General features: G+C 46.0%; 28 protein-coding genes. 24 read left to right on the top strand and 4 right to left on the bottom strand.

Features of this window, described 5'->3' with window-relative positions:
• Nucleotides 1–24: 24 nt before the first annotated feature.
• Nucleotides 25–1,323: a polyhydroxyalkanoate depolymerase gene (locus ICN27_RS07500; protein WP_216269538.1), complete on the bottom strand. Its 1,299-nt coding sequence runs from the start codon at nucleotides 1,321–1,323 to the stop codon at nucleotides 25–27.
• Between the two features lie 42 nt (nucleotides 1,324–1,365).
• On the bottom strand, nucleotides 1,366–2,565 hold the full coding sequence (locus ICN27_RS07495; protein WP_216269537.1) for an amino acid aminotransferase: 1,200 nt from the start codon (nucleotides 2,563–2,565) through the stop codon (nucleotides 1,366–1,368).
• 149 nt (nucleotides 2,566–2,714) lie between these two features.
• Here ICN27_RS07495 and uvrB point away from each other — a divergent pair, with 149 nt between their 5' ends.
• The 10 genes from uvrB to ICN27_RS07445 all read left to right on the top strand — a co-directional run bounded on the left by uvrB (nucleotide 2,715) and on the right by ICN27_RS07445 (nucleotide 11,946).
• The gene (uvrB, locus tag ICN27_RS07490) at nucleotides 2,715–4,868 is read left to right on the top strand and encodes an excinuclease ABC subunit UvrB (RefSeq protein ID WP_255535072.1); all 2,154 of its coding nucleotides are present in this window, start codon (nucleotides 2,715–2,717) and stop codon (nucleotides 4,866–4,868) included.
• A 118-nt stretch (nucleotides 4,869–4,986) separates the two neighbouring features.
• Entirely contained in the window at nucleotides 4,987–5,556 is a 570-nt protein-coding gene (locus ICN27_RS07485) for a Fe-S cluster assembly transcription factor (protein ID WP_215307950.1), read from the top strand.
• 43 nt (nucleotides 5,557–5,599) lie between these two features.
• Entirely contained in the window at nucleotides 5,600–6,859 is a 1,260-nt protein-coding gene (locus ICN27_RS07480; RefSeq protein ID WP_370624494.1) for an IscS subfamily cysteine desulfurase, read from the top strand.
• A 57-nt stretch (nucleotides 6,860–6,916) separates the two neighbouring features.
• On the top strand, nucleotides 6,917–7,303 hold the full coding sequence (gene iscU, locus ICN27_RS07475) for a Fe-S cluster assembly scaffold IscU (protein WP_046330506.1): 387 nt from the start codon (nucleotides 6,917–6,919) through the stop codon (nucleotides 7,301–7,303).
• Between the two features lie 19 nt (nucleotides 7,304–7,322).
• Nucleotides 7,323–7,646: an iron-sulfur cluster assembly protein IscA gene (gene iscA, locus ICN27_RS07470; protein ID WP_215307948.1), complete on the top strand. Its 324-nt coding sequence runs from the start codon at nucleotides 7,323–7,325 to the stop codon at nucleotides 7,644–7,646.
• On the top strand, nucleotides 7,612–8,151 hold the full coding sequence (gene hscB / locus ICN27_RS07465; RefSeq protein WP_215307946.1) for a Fe-S protein assembly co-chaperone HscB: 540 nt from the start codon (nucleotides 7,612–7,614) through the stop codon (nucleotides 8,149–8,151). The genes iscA and hscB overlap by 35 nt, the downstream gene beginning before the upstream one ends.
• A gap of 18 nt (nucleotides 8,152–8,169) precedes the next feature.
• Nucleotides 8,170–10,035, top strand: a complete 1,866-nt coding sequence (hscA, locus tag ICN27_RS07460; protein WP_216269536.1) for a Fe-S protein assembly chaperone HscA — start codon at nucleotides 8,170–8,172, stop codon at nucleotides 10,033–10,035.
• A gap of 18 nt (nucleotides 10,036–10,053) precedes the next feature.
• Complete coding sequence (gene fdx, locus ICN27_RS07455; RefSeq protein WP_215307942.1) at nucleotides 10,054–10,392, top strand: ISC system 2Fe-2S type ferredoxin; 339 nt, start codon at nucleotides 10,054–10,056, stop codon at nucleotides 10,390–10,392.
• Between the two features lie 49 nt (nucleotides 10,393–10,441).
• Nucleotides 10,442–11,557 carry a DUF3300 domain-containing protein gene (locus ICN27_RS07450; RefSeq protein ID WP_216269535.1) on the top strand — a complete coding sequence of 372 codons (1,116 nt, stop codon included), beginning with the start codon at nucleotides 10,442–10,444 and terminating at the stop codon, nucleotides 11,555–11,557.
• Nucleotides 11,558–11,574: 17 nt separating this feature from the next.
• Nucleotides 11,575–11,946, top strand: a complete 372-nt coding sequence (locus tag ICN27_RS07445; RefSeq protein ID WP_216269534.1) for a Rap1a/Tai family immunity protein — start codon at nucleotides 11,575–11,577, stop codon at nucleotides 11,944–11,946.
• A gap of 171 nt (nucleotides 11,947–12,117) precedes the next feature.
• Here ICN27_RS07445 and ICN27_RS07440 read toward each other — a convergent pair whose 3' ends face one another.
• Entirely contained in the window at nucleotides 12,118–13,143 is a 1,026-nt protein-coding gene (locus tag ICN27_RS07440) for a LacI family DNA-binding transcriptional regulator (protein WP_216269533.1), read from the bottom strand.
• A 316-nt stretch (nucleotides 13,144–13,459) separates the two neighbouring features.
• On the opposite strand from ICN27_RS07440, the gene ICN27_RS07435 reads away from it, so the two are divergent.
• The 8 genes from ICN27_RS07435 to ICN27_RS07400 all read left to right on the top strand — a co-directional run bounded on the left by ICN27_RS07435 (nucleotide 13,460) and on the right by ICN27_RS07400 (nucleotide 21,086).
• Nucleotides 13,460–14,029: an ABC transporter permease gene (locus tag ICN27_RS07435; RefSeq protein ID WP_255535071.1), complete on the top strand. Its 570-nt coding sequence runs from the start codon at nucleotides 13,460–13,462 to the stop codon at nucleotides 14,027–14,029.
• On the top strand, nucleotides 14,026–14,814 hold the full coding sequence (locus ICN27_RS07430) for an ABC transporter permease (RefSeq protein WP_255535070.1): 789 nt from the start codon (nucleotides 14,026–14,028) through the stop codon (nucleotides 14,812–14,814). Before ICN27_RS07435 ends, ICN27_RS07430 begins: the two co-directional genes overlap by 4 nt.
• Before the next feature lie 3 nt (nucleotides 14,815–14,817).
• Nucleotides 14,818–15,615, top strand: coding sequence for an ABC transporter ATP-binding protein (locus ICN27_RS07425; protein ID WP_215327622.1), 798 nt, complete (start codon nucleotides 14,818–14,820; stop codon nucleotides 15,613–15,615).
• A gap of 31 nt (nucleotides 15,616–15,646) precedes the next feature.
• Nucleotides 15,647–16,711, top strand: a complete 1,065-nt coding sequence (locus ICN27_RS07420) for an ABC transporter substrate-binding protein (protein ID WP_216269532.1) — start codon at nucleotides 15,647–15,649, stop codon at nucleotides 16,709–16,711.
• 85 nt (nucleotides 16,712–16,796) lie between these two features.
• Nucleotides 16,797–18,110 carry a histidinol dehydrogenase gene (gene hisD / locus ICN27_RS07415; protein WP_216269531.1) on the top strand — a complete coding sequence of 438 codons (1,314 nt, stop codon included), beginning with the start codon at nucleotides 16,797–16,799 and terminating at the stop codon, nucleotides 18,108–18,110.
• A 2-nt stretch (nucleotides 18,111–18,112) separates the two neighbouring features.
• Nucleotides 18,113–18,880 carry an SDR family NAD(P)-dependent oxidoreductase gene (locus ICN27_RS07410; RefSeq protein ID WP_216269722.1) on the top strand — a complete coding sequence of 256 codons (768 nt, stop codon included), beginning with the start codon at nucleotides 18,113–18,115 and terminating at the stop codon, nucleotides 18,878–18,880.
• Between the two features lie 10 nt (nucleotides 18,881–18,890).
• Nucleotides 18,891–19,895 carry a galactitol-1-phosphate 5-dehydrogenase gene (locus ICN27_RS07405; protein WP_216269530.1) on the top strand — a complete coding sequence of 335 codons (1,005 nt, stop codon included), beginning with the start codon at nucleotides 18,891–18,893 and terminating at the stop codon, nucleotides 19,893–19,895.
• A gap of 42 nt (nucleotides 19,896–19,937) precedes the next feature.
• A complete protein-coding gene (locus tag ICN27_RS07400; protein ID WP_216269529.1) occupies nucleotides 19,938–21,086 on the top strand; it encodes an iron-containing alcohol dehydrogenase in 1,149 nt (382 codons plus the stop codon).
• Here the strand turns inward: ICN27_RS07400 and ICN27_RS07395 are convergent.
• The gene (locus ICN27_RS07395) at nucleotides 21,081–21,956 is read right to left on the bottom strand and encodes a LysR family transcriptional regulator (RefSeq protein WP_216269528.1); all 876 of its coding nucleotides are present in this window, start codon (nucleotides 21,954–21,956) and stop codon (nucleotides 21,081–21,083) included. The genes ICN27_RS07400 and ICN27_RS07395 overlap by 6 nt on opposite strands.
• Nucleotides 21,957–22,039: 83 nt before the next feature.
• On the opposite strand from ICN27_RS07395, the gene ICN27_RS07390 reads away from it, so the two are divergent.
• From ICN27_RS07390 to ICN27_RS07365, 6 genes are read left to right on the top strand one after another with little or no spacing between them, the layout of a single operon-like run.
• On the top strand, nucleotides 22,040–22,771 hold the full coding sequence (locus ICN27_RS07390) for a succinate dehydrogenase/fumarate reductase iron-sulfur subunit (protein ID WP_215304660.1): 732 nt from the start codon (nucleotides 22,040–22,042) through the stop codon (nucleotides 22,769–22,771).
• Nucleotides 22,768–23,118: a succinate dehydrogenase gene (locus ICN27_RS07385; protein WP_216269527.1), complete on the top strand. Its 351-nt coding sequence runs from the start codon at nucleotides 22,768–22,770 to the stop codon at nucleotides 23,116–23,118. The genes ICN27_RS07390 and ICN27_RS07385 overlap by 4 nt, the downstream gene beginning before the upstream one ends.
• Nucleotides 23,115–23,474 carry a succinate dehydrogenase, cytochrome b556 subunit gene (gene sdhC, locus ICN27_RS07380; protein WP_216269526.1) on the top strand — a complete coding sequence of 120 codons (360 nt, stop codon included), beginning with the start codon at nucleotides 23,115–23,117 and terminating at the stop codon, nucleotides 23,472–23,474. The genes ICN27_RS07385 and sdhC overlap by 4 nt, the downstream gene beginning before the upstream one ends.
• A gap of 11 nt (nucleotides 23,475–23,485) precedes the next feature.
• Complete coding sequence (locus ICN27_RS07375; protein ID WP_216269525.1) at nucleotides 23,486–24,361, top strand: fumarate hydratase; 876 nt, start codon at nucleotides 23,486–23,488, stop codon at nucleotides 24,359–24,361.
• Nucleotides 24,362–24,369: 8 nt separating this feature from the next.
• Nucleotides 24,370–24,981, top strand: coding sequence for a fumarate hydratase C-terminal domain-containing protein (locus ICN27_RS07370; RefSeq protein WP_215307922.1), 612 nt, complete (start codon nucleotides 24,370–24,372; stop codon nucleotides 24,979–24,981).
• Nucleotides 24,978–26,696 carry an L-aspartate oxidase gene (locus tag ICN27_RS07365; protein ID WP_215307920.1) on the top strand — a complete coding sequence of 573 codons (1,719 nt, stop codon included), beginning with the start codon at nucleotides 24,978–24,980 and terminating at the stop codon, nucleotides 26,694–26,696. Before ICN27_RS07370 ends, ICN27_RS07365 begins: the two co-directional genes overlap by 4 nt.
• Nucleotides 26,697–26,708 lie beyond the last annotated feature (12 nt).

The following is a 26,708-nucleotide window of genomic DNA, read 5'->3' as shown; positions in this document are numbered from 1 at the left end:
CGACCCGAAAGTCGCGCCGCTGATTTATGCAGACTTTGAACCCTCTAGTTTTGGAGGTCTAGCACGCGTTTTCTTCTGAACACCTTGGTGCTCACGAATAAACGATTTAATCTTTGGATACACCTTCTCGCGCCAACGACGACCTGAGAAGATGCCATAGTGACCAGCGCCAGCAACTTCGTAGTGATCCTTATCGGCTTTTGGAATTCCTGCACACAATGCATGTGCTGCGCGAGTTTGTCCGCTACCGGATATGTCGTCTAACTCACCTTCTACAGTGAGAAGCGCAGTTTTTTTAATATCTTGTGGCTTCACTAGATCGCCAGATACTGCCCATGTACCATTCGGCAGGGAATAGTCTTGGAATACAGTTTTGATGGTGTCTAAGTAGAACTTCGCATCCATATCAAGCACGGCGTTGTACTCGTCATAAAAACGAATATGCGCTTCAGCGTCCTGCTCATCGCCGCGGACTAAGTTTTGGAAGTAGTCCCAATGTGACTGCATATGGTTCTGTGGATTCATGGCAATAAAGCCAGTGTGCTGTAAGAAACCTGGATAGACTTTGCGGCCTGCACCAGGATAGCTTGGAGGTACTCTGTAAATCACATGACTTTCAAACCAGTCATAAGACTTTTGATCCGCTAAGTTGTTAACAGCGGTTGGTGATTTGCGTGCATCAATTGGGCCGCCCATCATAATCATGGAAGCCGGTGTTTTTTCTCCGGCCGAGGCCATCAATGAGATTGCGCCTAAGGTAGGAACTGTTGGCTGACAGACAGAGATAACATGTAAGTCCTCCGCACCGATCGCGCGGATGAAATCTTGAATATAGTGAACGTAATCATCTAGGCCAAAATCCTCAGCATCCGCAGGAACAATGCGAGCATCAATCCAGTCAGTGATATAGACCTTGTGATCTTGTAAGAGTGTGCGGACTGTATCGCGCAATAAGGTGGAATGGTGTCCAGATAGGGGTGCAACCACCAACACCACTGGATCATCTTTCAGTTTCTTGATGACATCGAGATCGTCAGAGAAGCGCTTAAAGCGAATGAGGTTGCAGAATGGTTTAGCAACAATCGTTCTTTCATGAATCGCTACTTCGCGACCATGTGCCTGTACAGAGCGGATACCAAATTCTGGTTTTTTATAGTCTTTACCAAGACGATAGAGAAGTTCATAACTTGCAGCTAGACGTTCAGACCCCGGAACCTTTGATGCTGGATTGGAAGCGTTGATAAAAGCTTCAGACGCAGCGCGAGCCCATGAGCTCATTGGTTGAAGTAAGGCTTTTTGAAATTCGTGTAACTGATATAGCATGATGCCTCCTGATAATCCAGTGTAACCGCTTATGACGCCTTGTTATGCTAATACACGAGCGATTGCTTTAGCTACCTTATCAATATTTTTAGTATTGAGGGCGGCTACACAAATACGACCTGTGGAGAGGGCGTAAATACCATCTTCCTTTTGTAGTCGCTCAACTTGTTCAGCGCTTAAGCCAGAGTAAGAGAACATGCCACGCTGAGCCTCAATAAAAGCAAAGTCTTGCTTTACGCCAGCAGCAGCCAATTTTTCTACGAGACCATGACGCATTGCTTTAATGCGATCACGCATCTGCGCTAATTCATCTTCCCACAGCTTTCTGAGTTCTGGTGAATTCAAAACAGCGGCAGCAATTGCAGCGCCGTGAGTTGGAGGATTGGAATAATTTGTACGAATTATGCGCTTCAATTGAGAGAGGACACGAGTGGATTCATCTTTGCTTTGCGTCACGATAGACAAAGCGCCAACGCGCTCACCATACAGTGAGAACGATTTGGAGAAAGAGCTCGATACAAAGAACGACATACCAGACTGAGCAAACAAACGAACTGCAATACCATCTTGCTCAATGCCAGCGGCAAAGCCCTGGTAAGCCATGTCTAAAAATGGAATGAGTTCTTTTGCTTTACAGATATCGATCACTTGACGCCATTGCGCTTCGGTAATGTCAGCACCGGTTGGATTGTGGCAGCAAGCATGCAGCAATACGGTGGTGTATTTTGGGAAAGACTCTAAAGACTTCACCATGCCATCAAAATCTACGCCGCGGGTTTTGCCATCGAAGTAGGTGTACTCAACTACTTCAAAGCCAGCGGATTCAAAAATGCCGCGGTGGTTTTCCCAAGTTGGATTGCTAATTGCGCAAGGCGCATTTAAGTTAAGGCGATTGATAAAGTCAGCGCCAACGCGCAATGCACCAGTTCCACCAAGACACTCAGCAGTAACCACGCGACCATCTTTAATGAGGGATGAGTCGGTGCCGAACAATAAGTTCTGAACTGCACTGTTGTATGGATTTGGGCCTTCGATTGGAATGTAGCTACGTGGTGAGTGCTTTGCAACAATCGCCTCTTCAGCCTGAATCACCGCTTTCAAAAGAGGTACCTTGCCTTCGTCGGTGTAATAAACGCCAACACCTAGGTTGACCTTGTCTGCGCGTTGGTCGGCGACATAGGCTTCTGTGAGGCCAAAAATAGGGTCTTTAGGGGCTAGCTGGACTGAAGTAAAAAGGTTCATTTGATGGTCAAAAAAGGTGGATAAGGGGATATTTCAGTTAAATTTGCTTTAAGTGGCTGTTTTTGAGGCTAGATTCAACTATTTCCAAATAAAAACGGCAAAATCGATGTTTGTACAAAATTCGCTGTGAACTAAAACTTACAGTTGAAATGATAGCTGAGATGCCCCCCAAGTTGCCTAAAACTTCCTCGAATTCCCAAGTTGCCGAAAGCAAGAAAACCCCTGTAGCCGATCCTTTGGGCGAGGTAGGCCACGATTTAGACCCAGCTAAATTCGTTTCTTTCCCAGATTCCCCGTTTCAGCTCTATCAGCCATTTCCGCCCGCAGGCGATCAGCCGGCCGCAATTGATGCTTTGGTGGCTGGCATTGAGGATGGATTGACCTTTCAGACACTGTTGGGTGTTACCGGCTCGGGTAAGACCTTCACTATGGCTAATGTGATCGCTAGGACAGGTCGCCCCGCCATCATTTTTGCCCCAAACAAGACTCTAGCTGCCCAGCTCTATAGTGAGTTTCGAGAATTTTTCCCTAAAAATGCGGTGGAGTACTTTGTTAGTTACTACGATTACTACCAGCCGGAGGCCTACGTTCCGACACGCGATTTGTTTATTGAAAAGGATTCATCAATCAATGAACATATTGAACAAATGCGATTGTCTGCAACCAAGAGTTTGTTGGAGAGGCGCGATGTCATCATCGTAGCCACTGTGTCCGCAATTTACGGTATTGGTAATCCGGGTGACTATCACAGCATGGTGATGACTTTGCGCCCTGGCGACAAGATGAGTCAGCGCGATATTTTGATGCGCTTAATTGCGATGCAATACGACCGTAATGAAACCGATTTCAAGCGCGGTGTTTTTCGAGTCCGGGGCGACACGATTGATATTTTTCCGGCTGAGCATAATGAATTAGCGGTGCGCGTTGAACTGTTTGATGATGTTATTGAGAGCTTGCAATTCTTCGATCCACTTACTGGAAAGATTCGTCAGAAGATTCCACGCTTTACCGTCTATCCAAGCTCGCACTACGTCACGCCGCGTGACACCGTTCTCAAGGCGATTGAAACCATCAAAGCAGAGTTACGCATTCGCTTAGATGAATTTGTAAAAGATGGCAAGCTGGTTGAAGCGCAGCGTTTAGAGCAGCGTACCCGCTTTGATCTGGAGATGCTCAATGAGTTGGGCTTTTGCAAGGGCATTGAGAACTACTCTCGCCACCTCTCAGGCGCTATGCCTGGTGAGGCGCCGCCTACCTTGGTGGACTACTTGCCCAATGACGCACTCATGTTTTTAGATGAGAGTCATGTCCTCATAGGTCAGCTCAACGCGATGTATAACGGCGATAAGTCTCGCAAACATACCTTAGTAGAGTTTGGATTCCGTTTGCCTTCAGCAATGGATAACCGCCCACTCAAATTTACTGAGTTTGAAACCAAGATGCGTCAAACCGTGTTTGTCTCTGCAACGCCGGCTGATTACGAAAATACGCATACGGGACAAGTGGTAGAGCAAGTAGCAAGACCAACCGGATTAGTCGATCCAGAAATCGAAGTATTGCCAGCAAGTACTCAAGTTGATGATCTGCTGAATCAGATTCATGAGCGTGTCAAAGTCCATGAGCGTGTTTTAGTAACGGTATTAACAAAACGTATGGCTGAGCAACTCACGGATTACTTATCGGATAACGGAGTAAAAGTACGCTACGTACACTCCGATATTGATACAGTGGAGCGAGTAGAAATTCTGCGTGACTTACGTTTAGGTGTCTTTGACGTATTGGTAGGTATTAATTTATTACGCGAGGGCCTAGATATTCCAGAGGTCTCTTTAGTCGCCATTTTGGATGCAGATAAAGAGGGCTTTTTGCGTTCTGAGCGTAGCTTGATACAGACCATTGGTCGGGCGGCACGAAACGTCAAAGGTAAGGCGATTTTGTATGCTGACCGCATTACCGATTCCATGAAGCGGGCAATGGGCGAAACAGAGCGCCGCCGCACCAAACAAATTGCTTTCAATAAGGCTAATGGTATTGAGCCACGGGGCGTTAAAAAGCGTATTAAAGACATCATTGATGGGGTCTATGACGTTAAAGAGAAGCGCTCTGAGATGCAAGTTGAGCAGGAGCGGGCACGCTATGAGGATATGAGTGAGAAGGATTTAGCGAGTGAAATCAAGCGCTTAGAGAAGCAAATGAACTCTGAGGCTAAGAATTTGGAGTTTGAAAAGGCTGCATCTACCCGCGATAGATTGACTAAGGTGAAGGAAATGGCATTTGGGGCGCGTTCCCGGGACGCCATTTAAAGTTGAGGGGTTAATGCCTGAGCAATTTAGTGGGGTATATGGTAAAGTTGAGCGGAATGGTCGGGTATTACCCGCCCGACTGTTAGCTGTCCATAACAATCCATTACCAAGGTGACATATGAGACTTACAACTAAAGGCCGTTTTGCAGTAACCGCAATGATCGATTTAGCCCTGCGTGAGACGCACGGGCCTGTAACTTTGGCTGGAATTAGCCAAAGACAAAAGATCTCCCTCTCTTATTTAGAGCAACTATTCGGCAAGTTACGCCGTTTCAATATCGTTGAAAGTACTCGAGGTCCTGGCGGTGGTTACACCCTAGCCCGTAAATCTGAGGAAATTAGCGTAGCCGACATTATTGTGGCCGTAGACGAGCCTCTGGACGCAACGCAATGTGGCGGTAAGGGCAACTGTCATACCGATGAAGAAAATCAAGGTCATTGCATGACTCATGATCTTTGGTCAAACCTCAATGCCAAGATGGTGGAATACCTTAGTTCCGTGTCATTACGAGACTTGGTACACCAGCAATCTGGACGCGGAATCGTATTGCATGATTTACGCCCCAAGAAAATCAAGGCTGACAGTGTTAAGGCAGAAAAGCTAGCGCCAGCAGTCGCAGCAAAGAAAGAAGATGCCCCGAAGCGTCCTCTTGTGAATTCTGTTTTTAATCTAGCTCGGCAAAGTTAATCCAAGAGATCAATCTCTTTACCTGTTAATCGATAAGCAAAAAATGAACGCACCACAAGACATTCCCCAGCAGTCAATACCGATGTTTAGTCCTAAGCATTTTCCGGTTTATATGGACTATTCGGCTACTACTCCGATTGATCCGCGCGTGGTAGATAAGATGTTGCCTTACTTGCGCGAGCAATTTGGTAATGCTGCATCTCGTAGCCATGCCTACGGATGGGCTGCAGAGGAAGCAGTTGAGTGGGCGCGTTCAGAAGTCGCCCAGTTAGTGCATGCCGACCCAAGGGAGATCGTATTTACTAGTGGCGCAACTGAAAGTATTAATTTGGCGCTTAAGGGTGCAGCGCACTTTTACAAAGATCGTGGCAATCACATCATTACGGTGAAGACTGAACACAAGGCTACTTTAGATACTTGTCGCGAGCTTGAGCGCGAAGGTTTTGAAGTGACTTACTTAGATGTTCTGCCAAATGGTCTGATTGATTTCGCTCAGCTAGAAGCGGCAATGAAGCCAGACACTATTTTGTTGTCAGTGATGTATGTCAATAACGAGATTGGCGTGATCCAAGACATTCCACGTATTGGGGAGCTATGCCGCTCACGTGGTGTAATTTTTCATGTGGATGCAGCGCAAGCTACTGGCAAAGTTGAAATTGATTTAGAGAAAACTAAAGTGGATTTAATGAGCTTTTCTGCTCATAAGACCTATGGCCCTAAAGGTATCGGCGCCTTATTTGTGCGTCGTAAGCCCCGGATTCGTATTGAGGCGCAGATTCATGGTGGCGGTCATGAGCGCGGTATGCGTTCTGGCACATTAGCTGTCCATCAAATCGTTGGTTTGGGCGAAGCTTTCCGTATCGCACGCCTTGAGATGACCTCGGGCAATGCTCGCATCCGTGCTTTACGTGATCGCTTGCTAAATGGCTTGAAGGATATTGAAGAGGTTTATGTAAACGGAGACATGGATCATCGTGTTCCACATAACCTCAACATCAGCTTTAACTATGTTGAGGGCGAGTCGATGTTGATGGCCTTGAAAGACCTGGCCATTTCCTCTGGTTCTGCATGTACTTCAGCATCCTTAGAGCCTTCTTATGTATTGCGCGCTCTTGGTCGTAATGATGAATTAGCACACAGCTCAATTCGTTTTACTTTGGGACGCTTTACTACTGAAGAAGAAGTGGATTTCACGATCAAATTGGTTAAAGAGAAGATTGCAAAGTTACGTGAACTTTCACCTTTATGGGAAATGTTTAAGGATGGTATTGACCTCAGCACCATCCAGTGGGCAGCTCACTAAGAGTTATTAAATATATTGAAGCAAGATTAAAGATAAAAGAGATAGCGAGAAAATACCATGGCATATAGCGATAAAGTAATTGATCATTATGAAAATCCCCGCAATGTGGGTTCTTTTGAAAAAGGCGATGACCAAGTAGGTACCGGCATGGTCGGCGCACCTGCGTGTGGTGACGTGATGAAGCTACAGATTCGTGTAAACGATCAGGGCGTGATTGAAGATGCCAAGTTCAAGACCTATGGTTGCGGTTCTGCAATTGCATCCTCCTCATTAGTCACTGAGTGGGTTAAAGGCAAAACCTTGGATCAGGCCTTAGAGATTAAGAACTCCTTGATTGCTGAAGAGTTGGCTTTGCCACCAGTAAAAATTCACTGCTCTATCTTGGCTGAAGATGCCATCAAGGCAGCAGTGGCTGATTACAAAGAAAAGCATCCGGCCCTGTAAAGATAAAAAGGCTTTCATCATGGCAATTTCCTTAACCGACAAAGCAGCGAAACATGTTCAGCGCAATTTAGATAAGCGTGGAAAAGGTTGCGGCTTACGCTTAGGTGTTCGCACTACTGGTTGCTCAGGCTTGGCCTATCAATTGGAATATGTGGATGAGGCCGCTCCCGAAGATGTGAAATTTGAATCTAATGGCATCACCATCTTTATTGATCCTAAGAGCTTAGCCTATTTAGATGGCACCGAATTAGACTTTGTACGCGAAGGTTTGAACGAAGGCTTTAAGTTCCAAAACCCGAATGTAAAAGATGAGTGTGGTTGTGGTGAATCCTTCCGCGTCTGACAATTACTTTCGTTTCTTTGGTTTAGAACAGCAATTCAACCTAGATTTGTCTGCATTGGATCAAGCTTATTTAGCGATCCAAAAAGAAGTGCATCCTGATCGCCATGCTCGCGGTAGCGATACCGAGCAAAGGTTGGCAATGCAAATGGCTACCCTGGCAAATACTGCATTTCAAACCTTGAAAAATCCCATTCAGCGTGGGCTCTACCTTTGCCAACTCCACAAAGTGGATGCGCGTCTTGAGACCAATACGGCCATGCCAGCTGCTTTTCTGATGAAGCAAATGGAATGGCGTGAAAGTCTCGAAGATCAAGATGAGGATCTCGGTGCTCTCGAAGCTCTAGCTGAAGAGGTTGATCAAGCTAAACGAGATATCTTGGTAGAAATTACACAGGCTATCGATGGAGCTCAGAACTATGAGCGCGCAGCTGAGTTGCTTAGAGGTCTGCTTTTTATTGATAAGTTTGCGCTAGAGCTAGATGATGCTATCTCAGCTTTGGTATAGCTTTACACTCTAGACCCCATGGCCTTATTACAAATCTCCGAACCTGGTAAATCACTTGCTCCGCATCAACGTCGGATTGCGGTAGGCATTGACTTGGGTACCACTAACTCCTTGGTCGCAATTGTGCGGGATGCCTTACCTAAGGTTCTTCCTGATTCAGAAGGGCGCGAGTTACTTCCTTCTGTGGTGCGTTATCTCCCAAATGGTAGAACCCAAGCCGGCTTCGAGGCTGCCGAAAGTATTGTCTCTGATCCCAAAAATACGATTGTTTCTGTGAAACGTTTCATGGGCCGGGGTATTGTTGATGTAGAGAATATCGAAAGCACTCCCTACGACTTCGTTGACGAGCCTGGGATGTTAAAGATCAAAACGGTAGCAGGTGACAAGAGCCCCATTGAAGTTTCAGCAGAAATTTTGGCGTGCTTGCGCCAGTTGGCAGAAGACTCAGTCAATGACGACATCGTTGGTGCGGTGATTACCGTGCCCGCTTATTTTGATGATGCACAGCGTCAAGCAACTAAAGATGCTGCGAAGTTGGCAGGCATTGAAGTTTTACGTCTGCTCAATGAGCCTACTGCTGCTGCCATTGCCTATGGTTTAGATAATGCCTCCGAGGGCATCTACGCGGTTTACGATTTAGGTGGCGGCACTTTTGATATCTCCATTTTGCGTATGAGCAGAGGTGTATTTGAAGTACTCTCTACCGGCGGCGATTCTGCTTTGGGAGGTGATGATTTTGATCATCGTCTTTATTGTTGGGTGATTGAGCAAGCTAAGCTTTCACCACTCTCGATTCAGGATCACCGCAAGCTCCTACTCTCTTGCAGACATGCTAAAGAGCAATTGAGTCATAACCCATTAGCACGTGTTCATGAAACTCTTGCTGATGGCACTGTGATTAATGTGGGAGTAAGCCAGGCGCAGTTTTTTGAAATCACGCAAAACTTAATCAACAAGACTTTGCTTGCCGTGAAGAAAGCCTTGCGCGATGCAGGTCTTAAGACTGATGAAGTCAAAGGCGTCGTGATGGTTGGTGGGGCAACTCGTATGCCTCATGTGCAACGTGCGGTGGGCGAGCTCTTCGGCACTAAACCCTTAAATAATCTCAATCCAGATCAGGTTGTTGCTTTAGGCGCTGCAATGCAGGCTGACTTACTTGCTGGCAATCAAAGCAAGGATGATGAGTGGCTCCTCTTAGATGTCATTCCACTATCTCTTGGCGTTGAAACCATGGGTGGCTTGGTAGAAAAAATTATTCCGCGCAATACACCTATTCCGGTAGCGCGTGCTCAGGATTTTACGACCTTTAAAGATGGCCAAACTGCTTTAGCAATTCAGGTAGTGCAGGGTGAGAGGGAGTTAGCACAAGACTGTCGCTCTTTAGGTAAGTTTGAATTGCGTGGCATCCCGCCAATGGCTGCTGGTGCTGCCCGTATACGCGTGACCTATCAAGTAGATGCAGATGGATTGCTCTCTGTAAGCGCCATGGAGCAGGGTTCAGGTGTCCAAGCCTCAATAGATATTAAGCCATCCTATGGTCTGACTGATGCTGAGATTGCCCGCATGCTGCAAGATGGTTTTGCCTCAGCCAAAATAGACCTCCTTTCAAGATCTTTGCGTGAAGAGCAAGTGAATGCGCAGCGTTTATTAGATGCTGTACAAACTGCTTTAGATTCTGATCGTGAATTATTGAATTCTCAAGAGCAGGCTGAGATTGATCAAGAAATGGCCGTCTTGCAAAAGTTGCTTACAGAAGAAACTGATAGCGCCATTCTCAGAAAAGCAGTCGATCATGCCGCTAAGGCTACCGACGAGTTTGCCCAAAAGCGCATGAATGCCAGCATTAAGAGGGCTTTGGCCGGTAAGAATGTTGCAGAAATCTAAGAAAAGAAAATTACCCAAATGACTCAGATCGTTGTTCTACCCCATAGCGAGTATTGCCCTGAAGGTGCGGTGCTTGAAGTGACTCCAGGCACCTCCGTTTGTGAGGCCTTGCTAGAAAACCATATTCCGATTGAACATGCCTGCGATATGGTCTGTGCTTGCACAACTTGCCACGTGATTGTGAAAGAGGGCTATCAGAGTCTGAATGAGCCCGATGAGAATGAAGAAGATTTGTTAGACCGTGCATGGGGCCTCAATCCCCAGTCTCGCTTATCTTGTCAGGCTATTGTGGCGCGCCAGGACCTAGTCATTGAGATCCCGAAATACTCCATTAACCACGCTAAAGAAAATCACTAATTTCTGGCTCGGTATTACACTCTAGAACTACAAGAGGATTAATGAGTGTATGAATATTCAGAATAAAGCAGGATATTTGATTGGGCTTACAGCGCTCTTGAGTGCTTGTTCAAATAATAGTGATCCCTATCAAAATATCGACTATCCACAATCCTATACCCAAAGTGGTGGCTATAACAGTTCACCGCAGTTGATTTCATCAGAGCAGTTGCAGTCCTTACTCTCTCCGATTGCCTTATACCCAGACTCCTTGCTGTCCTTGATGCTATTGGCATCAACTTATCCACTAGAGATGGCTGAAGCCTATAACTGGCGTAATAGCAACTCCAGTCTAAATGGCGCTGCATTGCAAGATGCTCTCAAAGTGCAATCGTGGAACGATAGCGTGAAGTCGCTGATCTCATTCCCGCAAGCATTCAATATGATGGGTAGTAAGTTGCAGTGGACTCAAAATTTGGGCAATGCCTACAAGCTACAGCCAGCAGATACGATGAAGGCGGTGCAGGTTTTACGCAAACGCGCCGTTCAAGCTGGAACTCTCAAGTCAAATCAGCAAATTACAGTGAGCACTGACGCTAACTCGAACGTATTAATTGGCCCCGCCAATACTCAAGTGGTCTACGTGCCGAGCTATAACCCCACCGTTGTTTATGGCGCTTGGCCTTATCCAGATTACCCGCCATATCCCGCTTACAACCCCGCCTGGGGAATGATGTCTTTTGGACTTGGGATGGCAGTAGGTGGTGCATTTTGGTCTTCGCCTAGCTGGTCTGATGGCACGATTAATGTGAACAATACAAATTCTTCTGGAAGAACGAATAGGGGGCTGATTGGTCCGAGTAGCATTCAGAACCAACAGCGACTGTTGAATGATTGGAAAAATAATGCGAGCCCGCAAGATCGACAAGCGGCAAGAGCGGCTGGACAGAGAGCTGATAATGCCTTTCAAAAAAATGCTACGCCACAAGAGCGCTCTCAAGCTGACCGCCTAAATCAAGAGGCAAGAAATGATTACCAGCAGGATCGTAGCAATCCAAATACCTATCGTGAGGCTGCTCAAGAAAATGCGATGCGAGAGCAAGCACGTGCTGATCGAATGAATGATGACCGATTTGGTGGGCGTGGTGGTTTTGGTGCTGGCCGCATGGGTGGATTTAGGCGCTAATTTATAAAGAAGACACTATGAAACTATTTCGGATAATCTCACTCATCATTAGTGCATTCTTGCTGTTGCAGGCAAACACTTTTGCTCAGTCTGAGCTTCCAAAGAATGATGCCTCTACTGCTGCATTGGTTGAGCTATGCAAAAACCTCAATGATGCGGATGCGCAGAACTTTTGCTTTGGCTTTGGTGAGGGCGTTTATCAGGCCTACCTTGCTAACCGAAATGCAAAACAAAAGCCGAGTATTTGTTTCTCATCGGAAGCTGGCACAAGAGAAGTTATTCTCCAGGAGTTCTTGGCTTGGAATCAAAATAATCCCCAATTCAATCAAGAGCGTGCAGCTAAGACGCTGATCCGATTCTTTAGGGCAAAGTATCCCTGCAAGCGGTAGGAGCTTGAGCCCCAACGTCCATTGCACCAATATGAGGCATCACGCACATTATGTAAGCAATACGAAATTGGGAGAGCCTTTCAATGGAATACGATGAAGTTGTTGTTCATTCTTAGGTAGTACCTCCATGAATTTTTTTCAACCACCCTACGGGGTGGTTTTTTCTTTAGCTTATATTTTCTTGTATTTTGGAGCGGTAGCTGTTGATCCGCGGATTACCAGATGAACTCCAGTCTTAATCTTTTTTGGTAAATTTTTAACGCCATTGATTTGCGAAATTAAATGATTGGCTGCCTGAGCCCACATGCTAATTGCATCAATGTTTATGGTAGTTAGGCTTGGCAATATGTGCCTGGATATTTCTAGATCATCAAAGCCAATAATCGATAGATCCTTGGGAACTTTAATGTTTTGGTTTTGAGCTTCAAGCAGCGCCCCTAGGGCAAGTACGTCCTGCCCGCAAATAATGGCGGTAATTTTGGGATCGGACAATAGCAGCTTTTTCAATCCTAGCCTTGCTTCCTGCAGCTCGTAGTGACATTCCACGATCAACTCAGGTTTGAGGGAAATTTTTTTCTGAGCTAGTAATTCTAGAACTCCCAAGACTCGATCTTTTGCGCGATCATTATCAGCGGTAATGCCTGTCAGGATGCCGAAATGTTTATGCCCCATTTCCAGGAGGTGCTTAACACCTAGCTTGATGGCCTCTTTATTATCAAACCCTGATGCAAATCCATTAAAAGGGGTTGAAAGCGAGCCAACATGAATATAGGGAATATTCCGAGTTTTTAATAGCTTGAGGGCGTCTCTTTCCTGACTGGTCCCAAAAAGAACCACTCCTTCGACTCCTCGCGCTAGGAGGTTATTGATCTGGGTTGATTCAATGACGGGGTCGTAATTCGTGCTTGAAACTAAAAGTTGATATCCGGCTTGATTCAATTGCTTCTGAAACTCTGCAAGACCTTGAGCAAAAATAGCGTTATCAAGCGTAGGCACGATCGCACCGATTGTCCCTGAGCGCTTAAGCATCAGGGAGCGCGCTCCAGCGTTGGGGATATAACCCAATCTTTTAATAACACTGTTAATTTTTTCCCTCAGTGCGATGCTGACGGTTTCTGGGCGATTTAAGGCTCGCGATACAGTTGCAGTAGAAACTTTTGCTGCAGATGCAACATCATGGATCGTGACCGTGCTCATAGATTTTTTATCATTAGTTCGGGTAAATACTTAAACAAGTGTGTATACAGATTTTATATTGCTGGTAAATTAAAGGTAGTTGTGAAAGCGCTTACATTTTTAGAGATTCTATAAGGAATTAGAAATTTTTAGCAGAATTTTTTCCCTCTTTTTATTTTTTGGTCTTTTGCTTTTCGTTTGGTTTGGACTGACCGAATGGACGGGTGCTATATCGAGCGCGAGATTTCCTACACCAATCGAGACCTGGAATTCATTCAGGATTATTGCGCTGCAGGGGTACGGCAACGGCAACTTGTATCAGCATGTCTTGCAAAGCATGCTCTTAGTTACCACGGGATTTCTGGTGTCCTCTTCTTTGGGAATTCTGCTGGGAATTTTGATGGGGGCCAATAAAAAAGTTGAAGCTTTTGTAAACCCTATCTTTTTAACCTTAAGACCTATTCCTCCTCTGGCATGGATACCATTGGCAATTGTTTGGCTGGGATTGGGTAATTCAGCTAAGGTCATGGTGATCTTTGTGGCTGCTTTTGTGCCAGCTGTTATTAATAGTTTTACCGGTGTGAGGTCGATTGAAGTTCCGCAGCGTGAAGCGGCGGCTATGCTGGGGATTAGCCGCTTTGCTTATTACCGTGAGGTTTTGATTCCTGGAGCTTTGCCACTTATTTTTACGGGATTAAGACTCTCACTTCAAGCTTCATGGACTACCTTAGTTGCTGCGGAATTAGTGGGCGCCACACTGGGCTTGGGCTCAATCTTGAATCAGGCGGCACAAGATATCAATCCCGCTATGATTTTGGTTGGCATGATTAGCGTTGCAATTTCTGGATGGTTAATGACGCAGATTTTGGCTAAGGCTGAGCGCATTGCAATGCCTTGGAGAGCATGATGGCACACCAAGAGCGTTTGAACCAGGGTGCATTTGTATTTTGGACTGGATTAGGTGTCGCTAGTTTTATTGGGTTTTGGTATCTTTCAGCCATGTTAGGTCTTGTGCCTAAGCAATTTCTACCAATGCCTCATGAGGTTCTTTTTAAATTCATTCATCTAATGCAAGAACCCTTTTCTGGGTACACGCTATTTACGCATATTACTTCTAGTTTTCAACGATTCCTGTACGGCTTCGTGTTGGCTGTTGTTATTGGCGTGCCACTTGGTCTATTAATGGCTTTATCTCGGTTTGCAAATCAACTCATTACCCCGTTTTTTGAAAGCATTCGTTTTGTGGCGCCAATTGCTTGGGTTCCATTTGCAGCGCTTTGGTTTGGAACGGGTATTGGTGGCCCTGTCTTAGTGATTTTTATGGGGGCATTTCCACCGGTATTAATTAACGCCTACCGTGGCGCTATTCACGTCGATAAAAAATATCTTGAAGCTGCAAAAATGCTGGGGGCAGGCAAGTTACGTTTGATGACAGAGGTTTTATTTCCTGCGGCCATTCCATCCATTATTGCTGGGCTAAGGATTTCTGCGGGACTGGGATGGCAATCCTTAGTGGGTGCTGAACTGATCGTGGCATCTAGCGGGGTGGGCTACATGATGGTTAAAGGTCAGGCAAGTATCCAAACAGATATTGTGATGAGCGGCATGATCGCAATTGGACTGATCGGTTTATTGATTGATGTACTTTTAAGGCAAGCCGAAAAGTTTGCTGTTCACTATAAAGAAATTTAATTTATGGCAGATATTGTTTTTGATTCCGTGGAGAGAAGCTTCAAGCAAGGCGGTAAAGAGTTTTTGGCCGTGGGCGGTATTGACTTGGTAGTGAAAGACAAGGAGTTCGTGGCGATTGTTGGACCATCTGGTTGCGGTAAAACTACTTGCATGCGTATGGTGGCTGGCTTAGAGATGCCGACTAAGGGGCGTGTTCTGGTTGGCGGCAAAGAAGTAAAAGGTCCGGGTCCCGATCGCGCAGTTGTTTTTCAGCAATTTGCCTTATTTCCCTGGAAGACAGTTCAAGAGAATATTGAGTTTGGCTTGAAGTCGATGAGTATGGGTGCTGAAGAAAAGCGCGATAAGACGGCCCGATTGATTTCCTTAATGGGTTTAGAGGGTTATGAGAAGGCTTATCCCCATCAATTATCTGGTGGCATGCAACAACGCGTCGCCATTGCACGCGCTTATGTGCTCGAGCCTGAGGTGCTTTTGATGGATGAGCCGTTCGGTGCATTGGATGCGCAAACACGAGTAGTGATGCAGGAAGAGCTCGTAAGGCTTGCTCGTAAAAATCCTAAAACGGTTTTATTTATTACGCATGCAGTTGAAGAGGCGGTATATCTCGCGGATCGTGTAGTGGTGATGTCGCGAAGGCCTGGTCTGATTCGGGATGTAATTGAAATTAAGCCTATTCGTGAACAAGAGGGCTGGGATACCCATACACGTATTGAGGATGTAATGGATTTAAGTTCGTTTGTGCAGTTACGTAGTCAGATTTGGAAGTTGTTACGGGAGCAAAACCTAGGCGTTGATCATTAATTCATTTTGGTAAATAACGAGGGAGACAAAAATGCAATTTAAAAAAACATTAGCAAGTATCTTGGGGGTAACTGTCCTAACGGCAGTCAGTATTAGTCATGTACAGGCGCAAGCAAAGCCTGCCTTAACGGAAATTAAGGTGAGTTATCAGCCTGCGCTTTATTGGGCGTTGCCATTTTATGTGGCAACTGAGAAAAATTGGTGGGCTGAGCTAGGCCTCAAGCCTGAATTCAGTACTTTTCCAGCCGGAGTGCCTCAAATTGCTGCTTCCGCCTCAAAGTCTTGGGATGTAGGGGGTACTGGATCAGTGCCGGCGGTATTGGGCTATGTGCGCTTCGGAATTAAGACTATTGGACTTTCTAATGACGAGTCCATGGGGAATGCTTTATTAGCAACTCCAAAAGCTGCTGAAGCCTTTGCTGCGAATCCGCAGTCACTCAAAGGACAGACGATTGTTCTTACAGGCAACTCGACTGGTGATTATGCTGTCCAATCTTGCTTGAAGAAGTATGGTTTATCTAAAACCGATGTCACCATTAAAAATATGGGCCAGGGCGAGATTATTTCTGCGATGTCATCAGGTAACGCAGATTTTGGTGGCGTATGGGCACCTAATATCTATACCTTAGAAGAAAAGGCTGGTGCTAAGGTAATTTGTAGCGGCAAAGACGGCGGGGCAATCGTACCCGGAGCCTTGATTGTGCGTGGTGATTATGCAAAAGAAAATCCACAAAATGTGGCTAAATTCTTGGCAATTTATTTGCGTACCTGGAAGTGGATGAATGCTAATAAGCCACAGGCTATTGCCATGATGAAAAAGTTTTATGAGCAGGGTGGCGTAACGATTTCTGAAGCATCAATGAAGAAAGAGTTCGATACTCGTCCAACTTTTGATCTTGCTGGTGAAATGAAGATTATGGACAGCTCTAAAGGGCCCTCACAAGTTGACGGTTGGTTTAATTCCATAGCCGCATTTATGCAATCTACTGGAGCCATTCAAACTATTCCGCCAGCTAATGAATATATTACTGACGAGTTTATGAAAATGGTCAACGCAGACAAGAAACTCCGAGAGTTTGCAAATAACAGTAAGTAGTAGTTAGTTGGTAAATCTAAAAAATGGGGGAAACCTCATTTTTTAGAAAACAATCTGTAAGCGCTTACAAAATGAAGGTTAAAAAATGTCTACAAACTATTTAAAAAAAGCTGCGAAGACGCCAGAAACTGAAACATCCACTGCGCAGCAAGTAGTGACTGAAATGCTGGCGAATATTGAGAAGAGTGGTGAGATAGCCGTTAAAGAATATGCCTCCAAGCTCGATAAATGGTCTGGTGAAATAGTGATGTCTGATGAAGCTATCAATGCAGCTCTGTCACAAGTCCCTGATCACGTTAAGAAAGATATTGATTTTGCGGTGAAGCAGGTTTACGACTTCGCGATTGCTCAAAAAAATAGTATTCAGAATTTTTCAACAACCTTGCATCCTGGTGTTACAGCTGGTCAAGTGGTGTTGCCGGTAAATGTGGTTGGATGCTATGCGCCTTCTGGTCGATATGCCCATATCGCATCAGCCTATATGACGGTTGCTACTGCAAAAGCTGCTGGTGTAAAAAATATTATTGCCTGCTCCAGTCCATTTCGTGGAGGGGGGATGCACCCCTATGTGCTTTATGCCTTTAAGGCCGCCGGTGCCAATGTAATTATGACTTTAGGGGGCGTTCAGGCGATTGCTACTATGGCTTACGGGCTATTCACTGGAAAGCCTGCTGACGTTGTTGTAGGCCCTGGGAATAAATTTGTTGCAGAAGCCAAACGTACGCTTTTCGGTAAGGTGGGTATTGATGTTTTTGCTGGCCCATCTGAGATAGGCATTATTGCTGACGAAACGGCTGATCCTAAGATTGTTGCCAGCGATCTCGTGGGGCAAGCAGAACATGGCCATGAATCCCCTGCTTGGCTATTTACAACTTCAGAAAAACTAGCGCATGAAGTGATGCAATTGGTGCCGCAAATGATTGATTTATTGCCGCCTACCGCAAAAGATGCGGCAGCTTGTGCTTGGCGTGACTATGGCGAGGTGATCGTCTGCAGTTCTCGCGAAGAGGTGGCTCAGGTATCGGACAAATATGCCAGCGAGCATTTAGAGGTACATGCAAAAGATTTAGATTGGTGGTTAAGTAACTTGACTTGTTATGGATCGCTATTTTTGGGTGAAGAGACCACCGTCGCATTTGGTGACAAGACTAGTGGACCAAATCATGTTCTACCTACTAAAGGTGCCGCTAGATACTCGGGTGGACTATCGGTTCATAAGTTTATGAAAACCCTCACCTGGCAGAAGATGACTCGCGAAGGTAGCAAGGAGATGGCCTTGGTGACTGCTAGGATCAGTCGTCTAGAGGGCATGGAGGCACATGCCCGGACTGCCGACGATCGTTTGGAAAAGTATTTCCCGAATGAAACGTTTGATCTTGGAACACCGGTGGAAGTATGAGTATGAAGATCAATCAGCTCTTTAGTTTGCAGGGAAAAACTGCCCTCATTACAGGCGGTAGTAGTGGATTGGGTGAGGGTATCGCCTTGGCACTCGGTCTGGCTGGTGCCAAGATTGCTATCGCAGCTCGTAGAGAAGGGCAGTTGCTTGCAGCTGCTAAGCGTCTTGGTAAGCAAGGTGTTGAGGTGACTTGGTTTGGAGCTGACCTCAGTGTGCTTGAGGAGTCGACAGAGTTATCCCAGAAGGTATTGAATAAGTTGGGCAAGGTCGATATTTTAGTGAACGCTGCTGGTATGAATTTGCGCGAGCCATTTGCAGTGGTCTCTCCGAAAAGCTGGCAAGAGCAATTGAATGTCCACCTAGGCGCCCCATTTTTTTTGACGCAGGCCTTAGCTCCCCAAATGAAAACCCAGCAGTGGGGGCGCATTATTAATATTGCCTCTCTGCAAAGCTTTAGAGCATTTGGAAACAGTGCTCCCTATGGTGCAGGCAAGGGTGGAATAGTGCAGTTGACTCGTGCGATTGCGCAGGAGTGGTCAAAATTTGGTATTACTTGTAATGCTATTGGCCCCGGTTTTTTCCCAACCGCATTAACTGCGCCAGTCTTTGGTGATCCAGAGCTAGTCAAAATGCACGCAAGTAAAACGGCTATTGGTCGCAATGGGGAAATTAAAGATGTCGATGGCTTGGCAATATTTTTAGCCAGCGACGCATCCTCATACATCACTGGTCAAACTATCATGCTGGATGGTGGTTACACCGCATCCTAAGGAGAGAGCTATGAAAGCCTTGGTTTATACGCAACCTAATGAGATGCAAATCTTAGATCGACCACATCCCATCTTGGCTGATGGAGAAGTTATTTTAAAAATTGAGTCGGTTGGAATTTGCGGTAGTGATATGCATGCTTTTCATGGGCATGACCCCAGAAGAAAGCCAGGCCTTGTGTTGGGGCACGAATTTGCTGGAACAATAGCAGAGGCTTGCACCCCATTATTTTCTACTGGTCAAAGAGTGACAGGAAATCCGCTCATTACCTGTGGCTCTTGTGAGTTTTGTTTGCAGGGTAGAAATAATTTATGTGCCAACCGCACGATGGTGGGGATGACTAGGCCGGGAGCATTTGCGGAGTACATGAGTATTCCGGCAAGTACCTTGATTGCTATTCCAGAGGGCCTTTCTTTGGATGCAGCAGCGCTTACTGAGCCAGCAGCAACAGCGGTTCATGCGATTAATTTATCGATGCGTGCGCTTGAGCGACCAATTCAGGAGTGCCGCGTCTTAATCATCGGCGGTGGAGCGATTGGTATGTTGGCGGCCTTGCTTCTAAAGCACTACGGGGTCGGTGATTTGACTGTCGCTGAAGTAAATCCATTACGAAGAAAAGCAGTTGAACTCCACGCTGCTTGTAAAACCTACAACCCAGTTGAAGAGAAGATAACTGAGAATGCCTATGAATTTGTGATGGACTGTGTTGGTGCTGCTGTCACTCGCAATACTGCTATGGCTGCTATCAAGCCTGGCGGCGTGATCATGCATGTCGGCCTACAGGACTGGTCAAGCGAAATTGATATGCGTAAATTAACTCTCGCAGAGATTACGCTATTAGGAACTTATACCTACTCAACGGTTGATTTGCAGGCCACAGTCAATTTGCTGGCTCGTAATGCTTTCGGAGATTTGTCTTGGGTAGAAAAGCGATCTTTAGATGATGGCCCCCAAGCATTTATGGATTTGCATGCTGGTAAGACTGCTGCTGCAAAGGTTTTGCTGAAGCCATTCTAATAACACTGCTGATTGCTTTAAATTATTACCAAAGGATTGCGTATGCAATTTGATTTTCATTCGACTCGGTCCATCTTAGTTCAGCGGGGAGGGTCTACCGAGTTGGCAAAAATGACTCGAAAACAGGGCGCTAGCAAAGTCTTGATTGTTACGGACCCCGGTGTTCTTGCTGCAGGATTGTTGGAAAAAGCGCTGCCTCAATTTGAGGCGCTGCATATTCCGGTGCATATTTTTTCAGAAGTTCAGGCTGATCCATCAGTTTCAATCATTGAGGCGGCAGTCAAGGCGGCGCAAGACTATCAGGTTGATTGCATTGTGGGCTTTGGCGGTGGAAGTTCAATGGATGTGGCAAAACTAGTTGCATTGCTATCACTGGGCCATGAGAAGTTAGCTGATATCTACGGTATCGGCAATGCTAAGGGGCCAAGGCTACCTTTGATATTGGTACCTACCACCGCAGGCACCGGATCAGAGGTGACTAAAAGTTCGGTAGTGACAGTAAGTGAGAGTGAAAAGAAGGGTGTCCTGTCTCCACATCTATTGCCGGACCTTGCGCTTTTAGATGCTGAATTAACATTGGGTCTTCCTGCGCATGTCACTGCAGCAACTGGAATTGATGCGATGGTGCATGCAATTGAGGCATTTACAACGAAGCATTTAAAAAATCCGATAGCCGATTGCCTTGCAAAAGAAGCGCTGCAATTGCTGTCGAAAAACCTGCATCGTGCAGTCTTCACTGGGGGAGATATTGAAGCTCGGGAAAATATGCTGCTCGGAGCATGTTTAGGTGGAATGGCATTTACCAATGCACCAGTCGCTGGAGTACATGCTTTGGCTTATCCAATAGGGGCAAGATTTCATGTGCCCCATGGACTCTCGAATTCTCTGGTGCTGGCCCCAGTGATGCGCTTCAATTTAAAGGTGGCGCATGCGATGTATGCCGAGCTTGGGCAGATTATCAAGCCTGGTTTGCAAGGCTCAACCATGCAACAAGCCGAGCAACTGGTAGATTATCTGGGCTCTCTGGCTGGAGAATTGGGACTACATACGCGCTTAAGAGATGTTGGGATTGCTGAAAAGGACATAGATCAACTGGCGAAAGATGCTATGTTGCAAACCCGTCTTTTGATGAATAGCCCACGAGAAATTCAACTTGCAGATGCTGCTGCTCTCTACAGAGAGGCGCTATAGACCGGATAAAAAGTGCTGCTTGATTGCTTGAGTAATATTTTTGCGACTATTATTTTTTCGCTCTAATAAGCCAACTTTTCGGTAAATTGTTTTTCCAGGTAGTTCGGATATCTTTAGTTGGCGGTCGTTTTCCCAAGAGACGTTAGCTAGCTTGGGAACAATGGAATACCCAAGCCCCTGCCTTACAAGCTCAATGATCGCCTCTACTGAATTGAGCTCCATGCCCTCTTTAATGTTTAATTTATTTGCCCGAATAGTTTGATCTACGAGATGGCCAGTCCAAGTGTTTCGCTCAAAACGGATAAACGGAAATTCGCTAGCCAGCTCTTTTGGCGCAAACCCTTTTTTATTTTTTCTTGCGGGGTAAATCACAATCATGGGCTCTGTATAAAGCTCGGTCCATTGAACATTCTGGGGTAATGCATAGGGTGACTCAGTCACTATTGCTGCATCTAAACTACCTTCAATTATTTGCTCTAGAAAGTTGCTAGAAAGACCGGCAATGAGTTTAATTTCAAGTTCTGGGTAGTTCTGCTTGAGCTCATTTAAGGTATTTCCAAAGGCGCCCATTAAGGTTGAGACTAGTGCGCCCAGGACAATAGTGCCACTGAGTTCAGACTTAAGGCCCGATCCTAGCATCTCATAGCGCGCAATGATTTCCTGAATTGGTTCAACCAAGGATCTACCATGGTGATTAAGGGTCATGGAGCGTTTGGTTCTATCAAATAACTCTACTCCAATATCGGCCTCTAGTTGCTGTAATTGCTGTCCTGCAGCAGCAGCCGTAAGGCCTATTTCGCGTGCGGCGGCTGCCACGCTCTTATGGCGAGAAATAGCTAAAAAATTCTTGAGTACTTTTATGCTGGACATGGAATTTAATATAAAGTATTTTTTTATCTGAAAGAAAATTATATTCGATTTATTTTTTACTATCTATCGATATAATTGACCCCATGTCTAATTCAGATCTCAAAGTAAAAGTCTGGCGCGGTGCTCAAGAGGGTGAGTTTGTTGAGTATTTGGTGCCTCGCAATCCAAATCAAACGGTACTGGATGTCGTTACCTTTATTCAGCGCAAGCTAGATCCAACCCTCAGCTACCGATTCGCTTGTCGAGTAGGTATGTGTGGTTCTTGCGCCATGACAGTGAATGGCGTTGCTCGCTGGACCTGTCGTACTCACGTTTCCCAGATTGTTGAAGGGGATTCCCTAGAGATTGCCCCCCTGAATAATCTGCCAGTCATTAAAGACCTTGCTACTGATATGCGAGAGTTCTTTGATAAATGGAAGGGTGCGGTTGGTTTTTTTAAAGGGGATAAAACCCGTCACGATGATTTTGCAAGAGTTGAGCCGCAGTCACCTGAACGTCAATTAGCCAATGCTGGTATTGAGTGTATTGGTTGTGGTGTTTGTTATTCCTCTTGCGAGGTTGTTCAGAGCCGCCCTAACTATCTCGGCCCAGCCGCCTTGAATCGTGCTTGGACCTTAACGAATGATGTGCGTGATGTGCAGCAATTGGATCGCCTACGTGCCGTTGCTGGCGATGAAGGTTGCCACGCATGCCATACGCAGGGATCCTGCACAGAGCGTTGCCCTAAGAAGCTTGAACCTACAGCCAGTATTGCTGGTTTAAAAAAGTTAGTAGCAAGAGCTGCTGTGCGAGGAAGCAAGTGGGGCAAGTTATGAGTCAAGCTGTAATGCAGGCAAAGCTTTGGTATGCCCAAAGAATCAGTGCCATGGTTTTGGGTATCTGCGTCAGCATCCACCTGGTCATTATTTTCTATGCAATACGTGGCGGCTTAACTGCTGAGGAGATTCTGGGGCGCACTCAGGGCAATATTGCTTTTGCTATTTTTTATGAGATTTTTGTTTTAGCCTGCTTTGTACATGCCCCTATTGGCTTGGCCAATATTCTTGAAGAAACGTTTTCTAAGGGATTTATTTCTAAAGCCCTATCTTCACTCTTGGCAGTCCTCATACTTGTTCTGGGAACCACCGCGGTAGTTGGTGTCTACACCGGAGGTGCGCTATGAGCTCAAGACCAAAGCTCGATTTACGCGCAAAGTCTCACCTCTCTTACTTTGCTTATGCATGCCATCGCTTCTCAGGGCTTCTACTCGCTTGCTTCATCCCCTTGCATTTCTTGATGCTTTCGCAGTCTTTGCGCGGTGCTAGTGGGTTTGAGCGCTATCTAGGCCTAACGGACTTTTGGGTTTTTAAATTCGGTGAGTGGGCGCTAGTTATTTTGCTGGCGATCCATTTGGTAGGCGGAATTCGGCTCATCATGATTGAGTTTGGTCCATGGCGTGGTTTGCGTAAGGCTTGGACCCAAGCAGCCATTTTGTTCGGTATTACTTGCGGCCTTCTATTTTTGTATTTGGCAAATTGATTGGGTAATTTATGCAGTTACAAATGAAAGCAGTTGAAGAGGCTTGCAAGGAGCTCTATATTCGCGCCTTAAAGGTGCTTCCAGATGATGTTAAAGCCGGCATTGAGCGCTTAAATCAGGGTGAATCAGATGCACGTGCTCAGGTGGTTCTCAAAACGATGATCACGAACATTACCGTTGCGGAGCGCGAGGACAATCTACTCTGCCAAGATACTGGTTTGCCAATTTATAAGGTCAAGATTGGCCGTAATGTGCAACTAGATGGTATGGAACTCAAGGCAGCGATTCGTAAAGGTTGCGAACGTGCAACTACTGAGTACCCATTGCGCTCCTCTGTAGTGCATCCGATTACGCGTAAGAATAATCACACATCCTGCGGCATTGATATGCCGGCAATCAGCATCGATTTTTGTGATGATGATGAGATGCTTGAAATCGAGATGGTTCCCAAAGGGAGTGGTTCAGAAAACAATTCTTTTTTGAAGATGGCCATTCCTGCTGATGGAATTAATGGCGTTAAAGCCTTTGTGATCGAGAGCGTTGTGTCTGCGGGAGGCAAAACTTGTCCGCCAACGATTGTTGGTGTTGGCATCGGTGGTACCTCTGAGCAATGTGTTGCGATGGCCAAGCGTGCCGCTACAAGAGCATTAGGTAGCATCTGTAGCGACGAAGAGGGTGCTAAGTTAGAGCAAGAATTAACTGCTGCCGTGAATAAATTGGGTATTGGCCCCCAAGGCTTGGGTGGCGACGGTACGGCTTTTGCAGTTCATGTAGAACTTGCCCATACCCATATCACCTTAAATCCAGTAGCCGTCAATATGCAGTGTCACTCAGCGCGTAGAGCGCGAGCAACCTTCACGCCTAATGGTGTGACTTACGGATTCTAGGAATCAAGATGGCCCACTATAACCTTCCAACTCCCGTTAGTGAATCGGATATTCGTAAGCTGCGTATTAATGACACGGTGACTCTGCAAAACACCTTATTTGGTATTCGGGATGCTACGCAAATCCATATGTTTGATAAGGGTCGAAAGACTCGCTTTGATCTTAATGGTCATGCAGTAATTCATACGGCCCCGAATGTGCGCAAGGTAGCGGTAAGTGAAGAATTTCCAGCCGGGTATCAAGCAATCTGTATTGGTACAACCACCTCAGATCGTATGGAGCGTTTTACTCGTCCATTGATGACCGAGAATGGTGTGCGAATGATTGTAGGTAAGGGCGGTATGCGCGAAGACTCTGCAGCAGCCTTTCAGGAAATTGGCGGCGTATATCTTGCAATTATTGGGGGTACAGCGGCGTTAGAGACAACGTGGATTGAGCAAATTGAAGATGTGGATATGGATGATCTCAATCCAGAGTCTCTTTGGCGTTTCAAGATCAAAGACTTTGGCCCTTTACTAGTGGCAATGGATAGTCATGGCGGCAGCATTTATCAAGAAGTGAAAAGTGATGTTGCACGCAATAAAGAGGCTGTATTAAAGAGCTTAGGAATTTCCTTATGAATATCGCCACGCTTGAAACAGATATTCTCATTCTCGGTTCTGGCGGTGCAGGACTTTTTGCGGCTCTGCACGCACACCAAACCAATCCAAATCTTCATATCACCATTGCCGTAAAGGGACTGCTGGGTAAATGTGGTTGTACTCGCATGGTGCAAGGTGGTTATAACGTGGCACTAGCAGAGGGCGACTCTGTTGAACGTCATTTTATGGACACAATCGAAGGTGGTAAATGGTTGTCGGATCAAGAGTTGGCTTGGACATTGGTAAATAAGGCGGTTGAACGTATTCGTGAGCTTGAGAATGAGCTCGGCTGTTTCTTTGACCGCAATCCGGATGGCACAGTTCATCAAAAAGCGTTTGCTGGACAAACATTTGACCGAACAGTTCATAAGGGAGATTTGACTGGTATTGAAATTATCAGTCGACTGGCTGAGCAGGTATGGTCAAGAGGAATTCATCGTCTTGAGGAGCATAGGGCAGTCGAGTTAATTCATAGTGCTGATGGAAAGTCACTTGCTGGCGTATTAATGCTTAATATGACGACTGGTCAGTTCACACTGGTACGAGCTAAAGCAGTGCTGTTGGCTACAGGTGGCGGACCAACAATGTACAAGTACCACACACCTTCGGGTGATAAGAGTTGTGACGGCCTAGCTATGGCACTTCGTGCGGGCCTTACTTTACGCGACATGGAGATGGTGCAATTTCATCCTACCGGATTATTAGCAGGGCCGGGCACTAGGATGACGGGAACCGTACTTGAGGAAGGATTGCGTGGTGCAGGCGGATATTTGCTCAATGGCAATCAAGAGCGCTTTATGGGCAACTACGATCCTCGTAATGAACGCGCTACTCGAGATATCGTTTCGCGATCGATTAATTCTGAAATTAGGGCAGGTAGAGCTACCCCGAATGGCGGCGTCTACATTCAGATGAGCCACCTTGGTCCTGATAATGTGCGCAAGCAATTCAAAGGTATGGTCGAGCGATGTGCCGACAGTGGCTTTGATTTGGCGGGAGATCTAGTAGAGGTGGTCCCAACTGCGCATTACATGATGGGCGGATTAATTTTTAAGGCGGACTGCAGCACCGAGTTACCAGGTTTATTTGCAGCAGGTGAAGATACTGGAGGGGTCCACGGAGCTAATCGTTTAGGTGGAAATGGTGTGGCCAACTCTACTGTATTTGGCGGTATTGCCGGCGAAGAAATGGCGAAGTGGGTCGTATCTCAGAATTTGCAAGAGTGCAATATGGAAGAAGTGCGCGCCAGTATCAAGGCGCATGAGGCTCCATTAGAGAGACCGGCGGGCGATATTGAATCGATTCGTGATGCTCTAGCTGAATGTATGTGGGATGACGTGGGTATCTCCAGAACCAGGGAAAGTTTGTTACGTGCTCGCGTGAAGCTCGATGAGCTAGATAGGCAACTGCATCAAATGGGAGTTGGCAATATCCAAAGGGAATACAGCATTACTTGGCAAGATTGGATGAATTTAAGTAACCTGATCTTAGTGAGTAAGTCAGTAACAGAGGCTGCCCTTGCTCGAGAAAACTCGAGAGGCGCTCATTATCGTGATGATTTTCCTCAGCCCGGCTCTTTGGAGGAGTCGTACTTTACCGCTGCTCATCTAGGTAAAGATGGTTTAGAAATTAAAAATAGGCCAGTTCAATTCACGATGATTAAACCTGGTGAGACTATTTTGGTAGAGGCTTAATATTTTTGAATT

This window comes from Polynucleobacter sp. Nonnen-W13, from assembly GCF_018881735.1.
In the GTDB taxonomy this organism is placed as follows: domain Bacteria; phylum Pseudomonadota; class Gammaproteobacteria; order Burkholderiales; family Burkholderiaceae; genus Polynucleobacter.
Note: the sequence above shows the minus strand (reverse complement) of the source record. Positions and strands in the feature narration are given on the sequence as shown.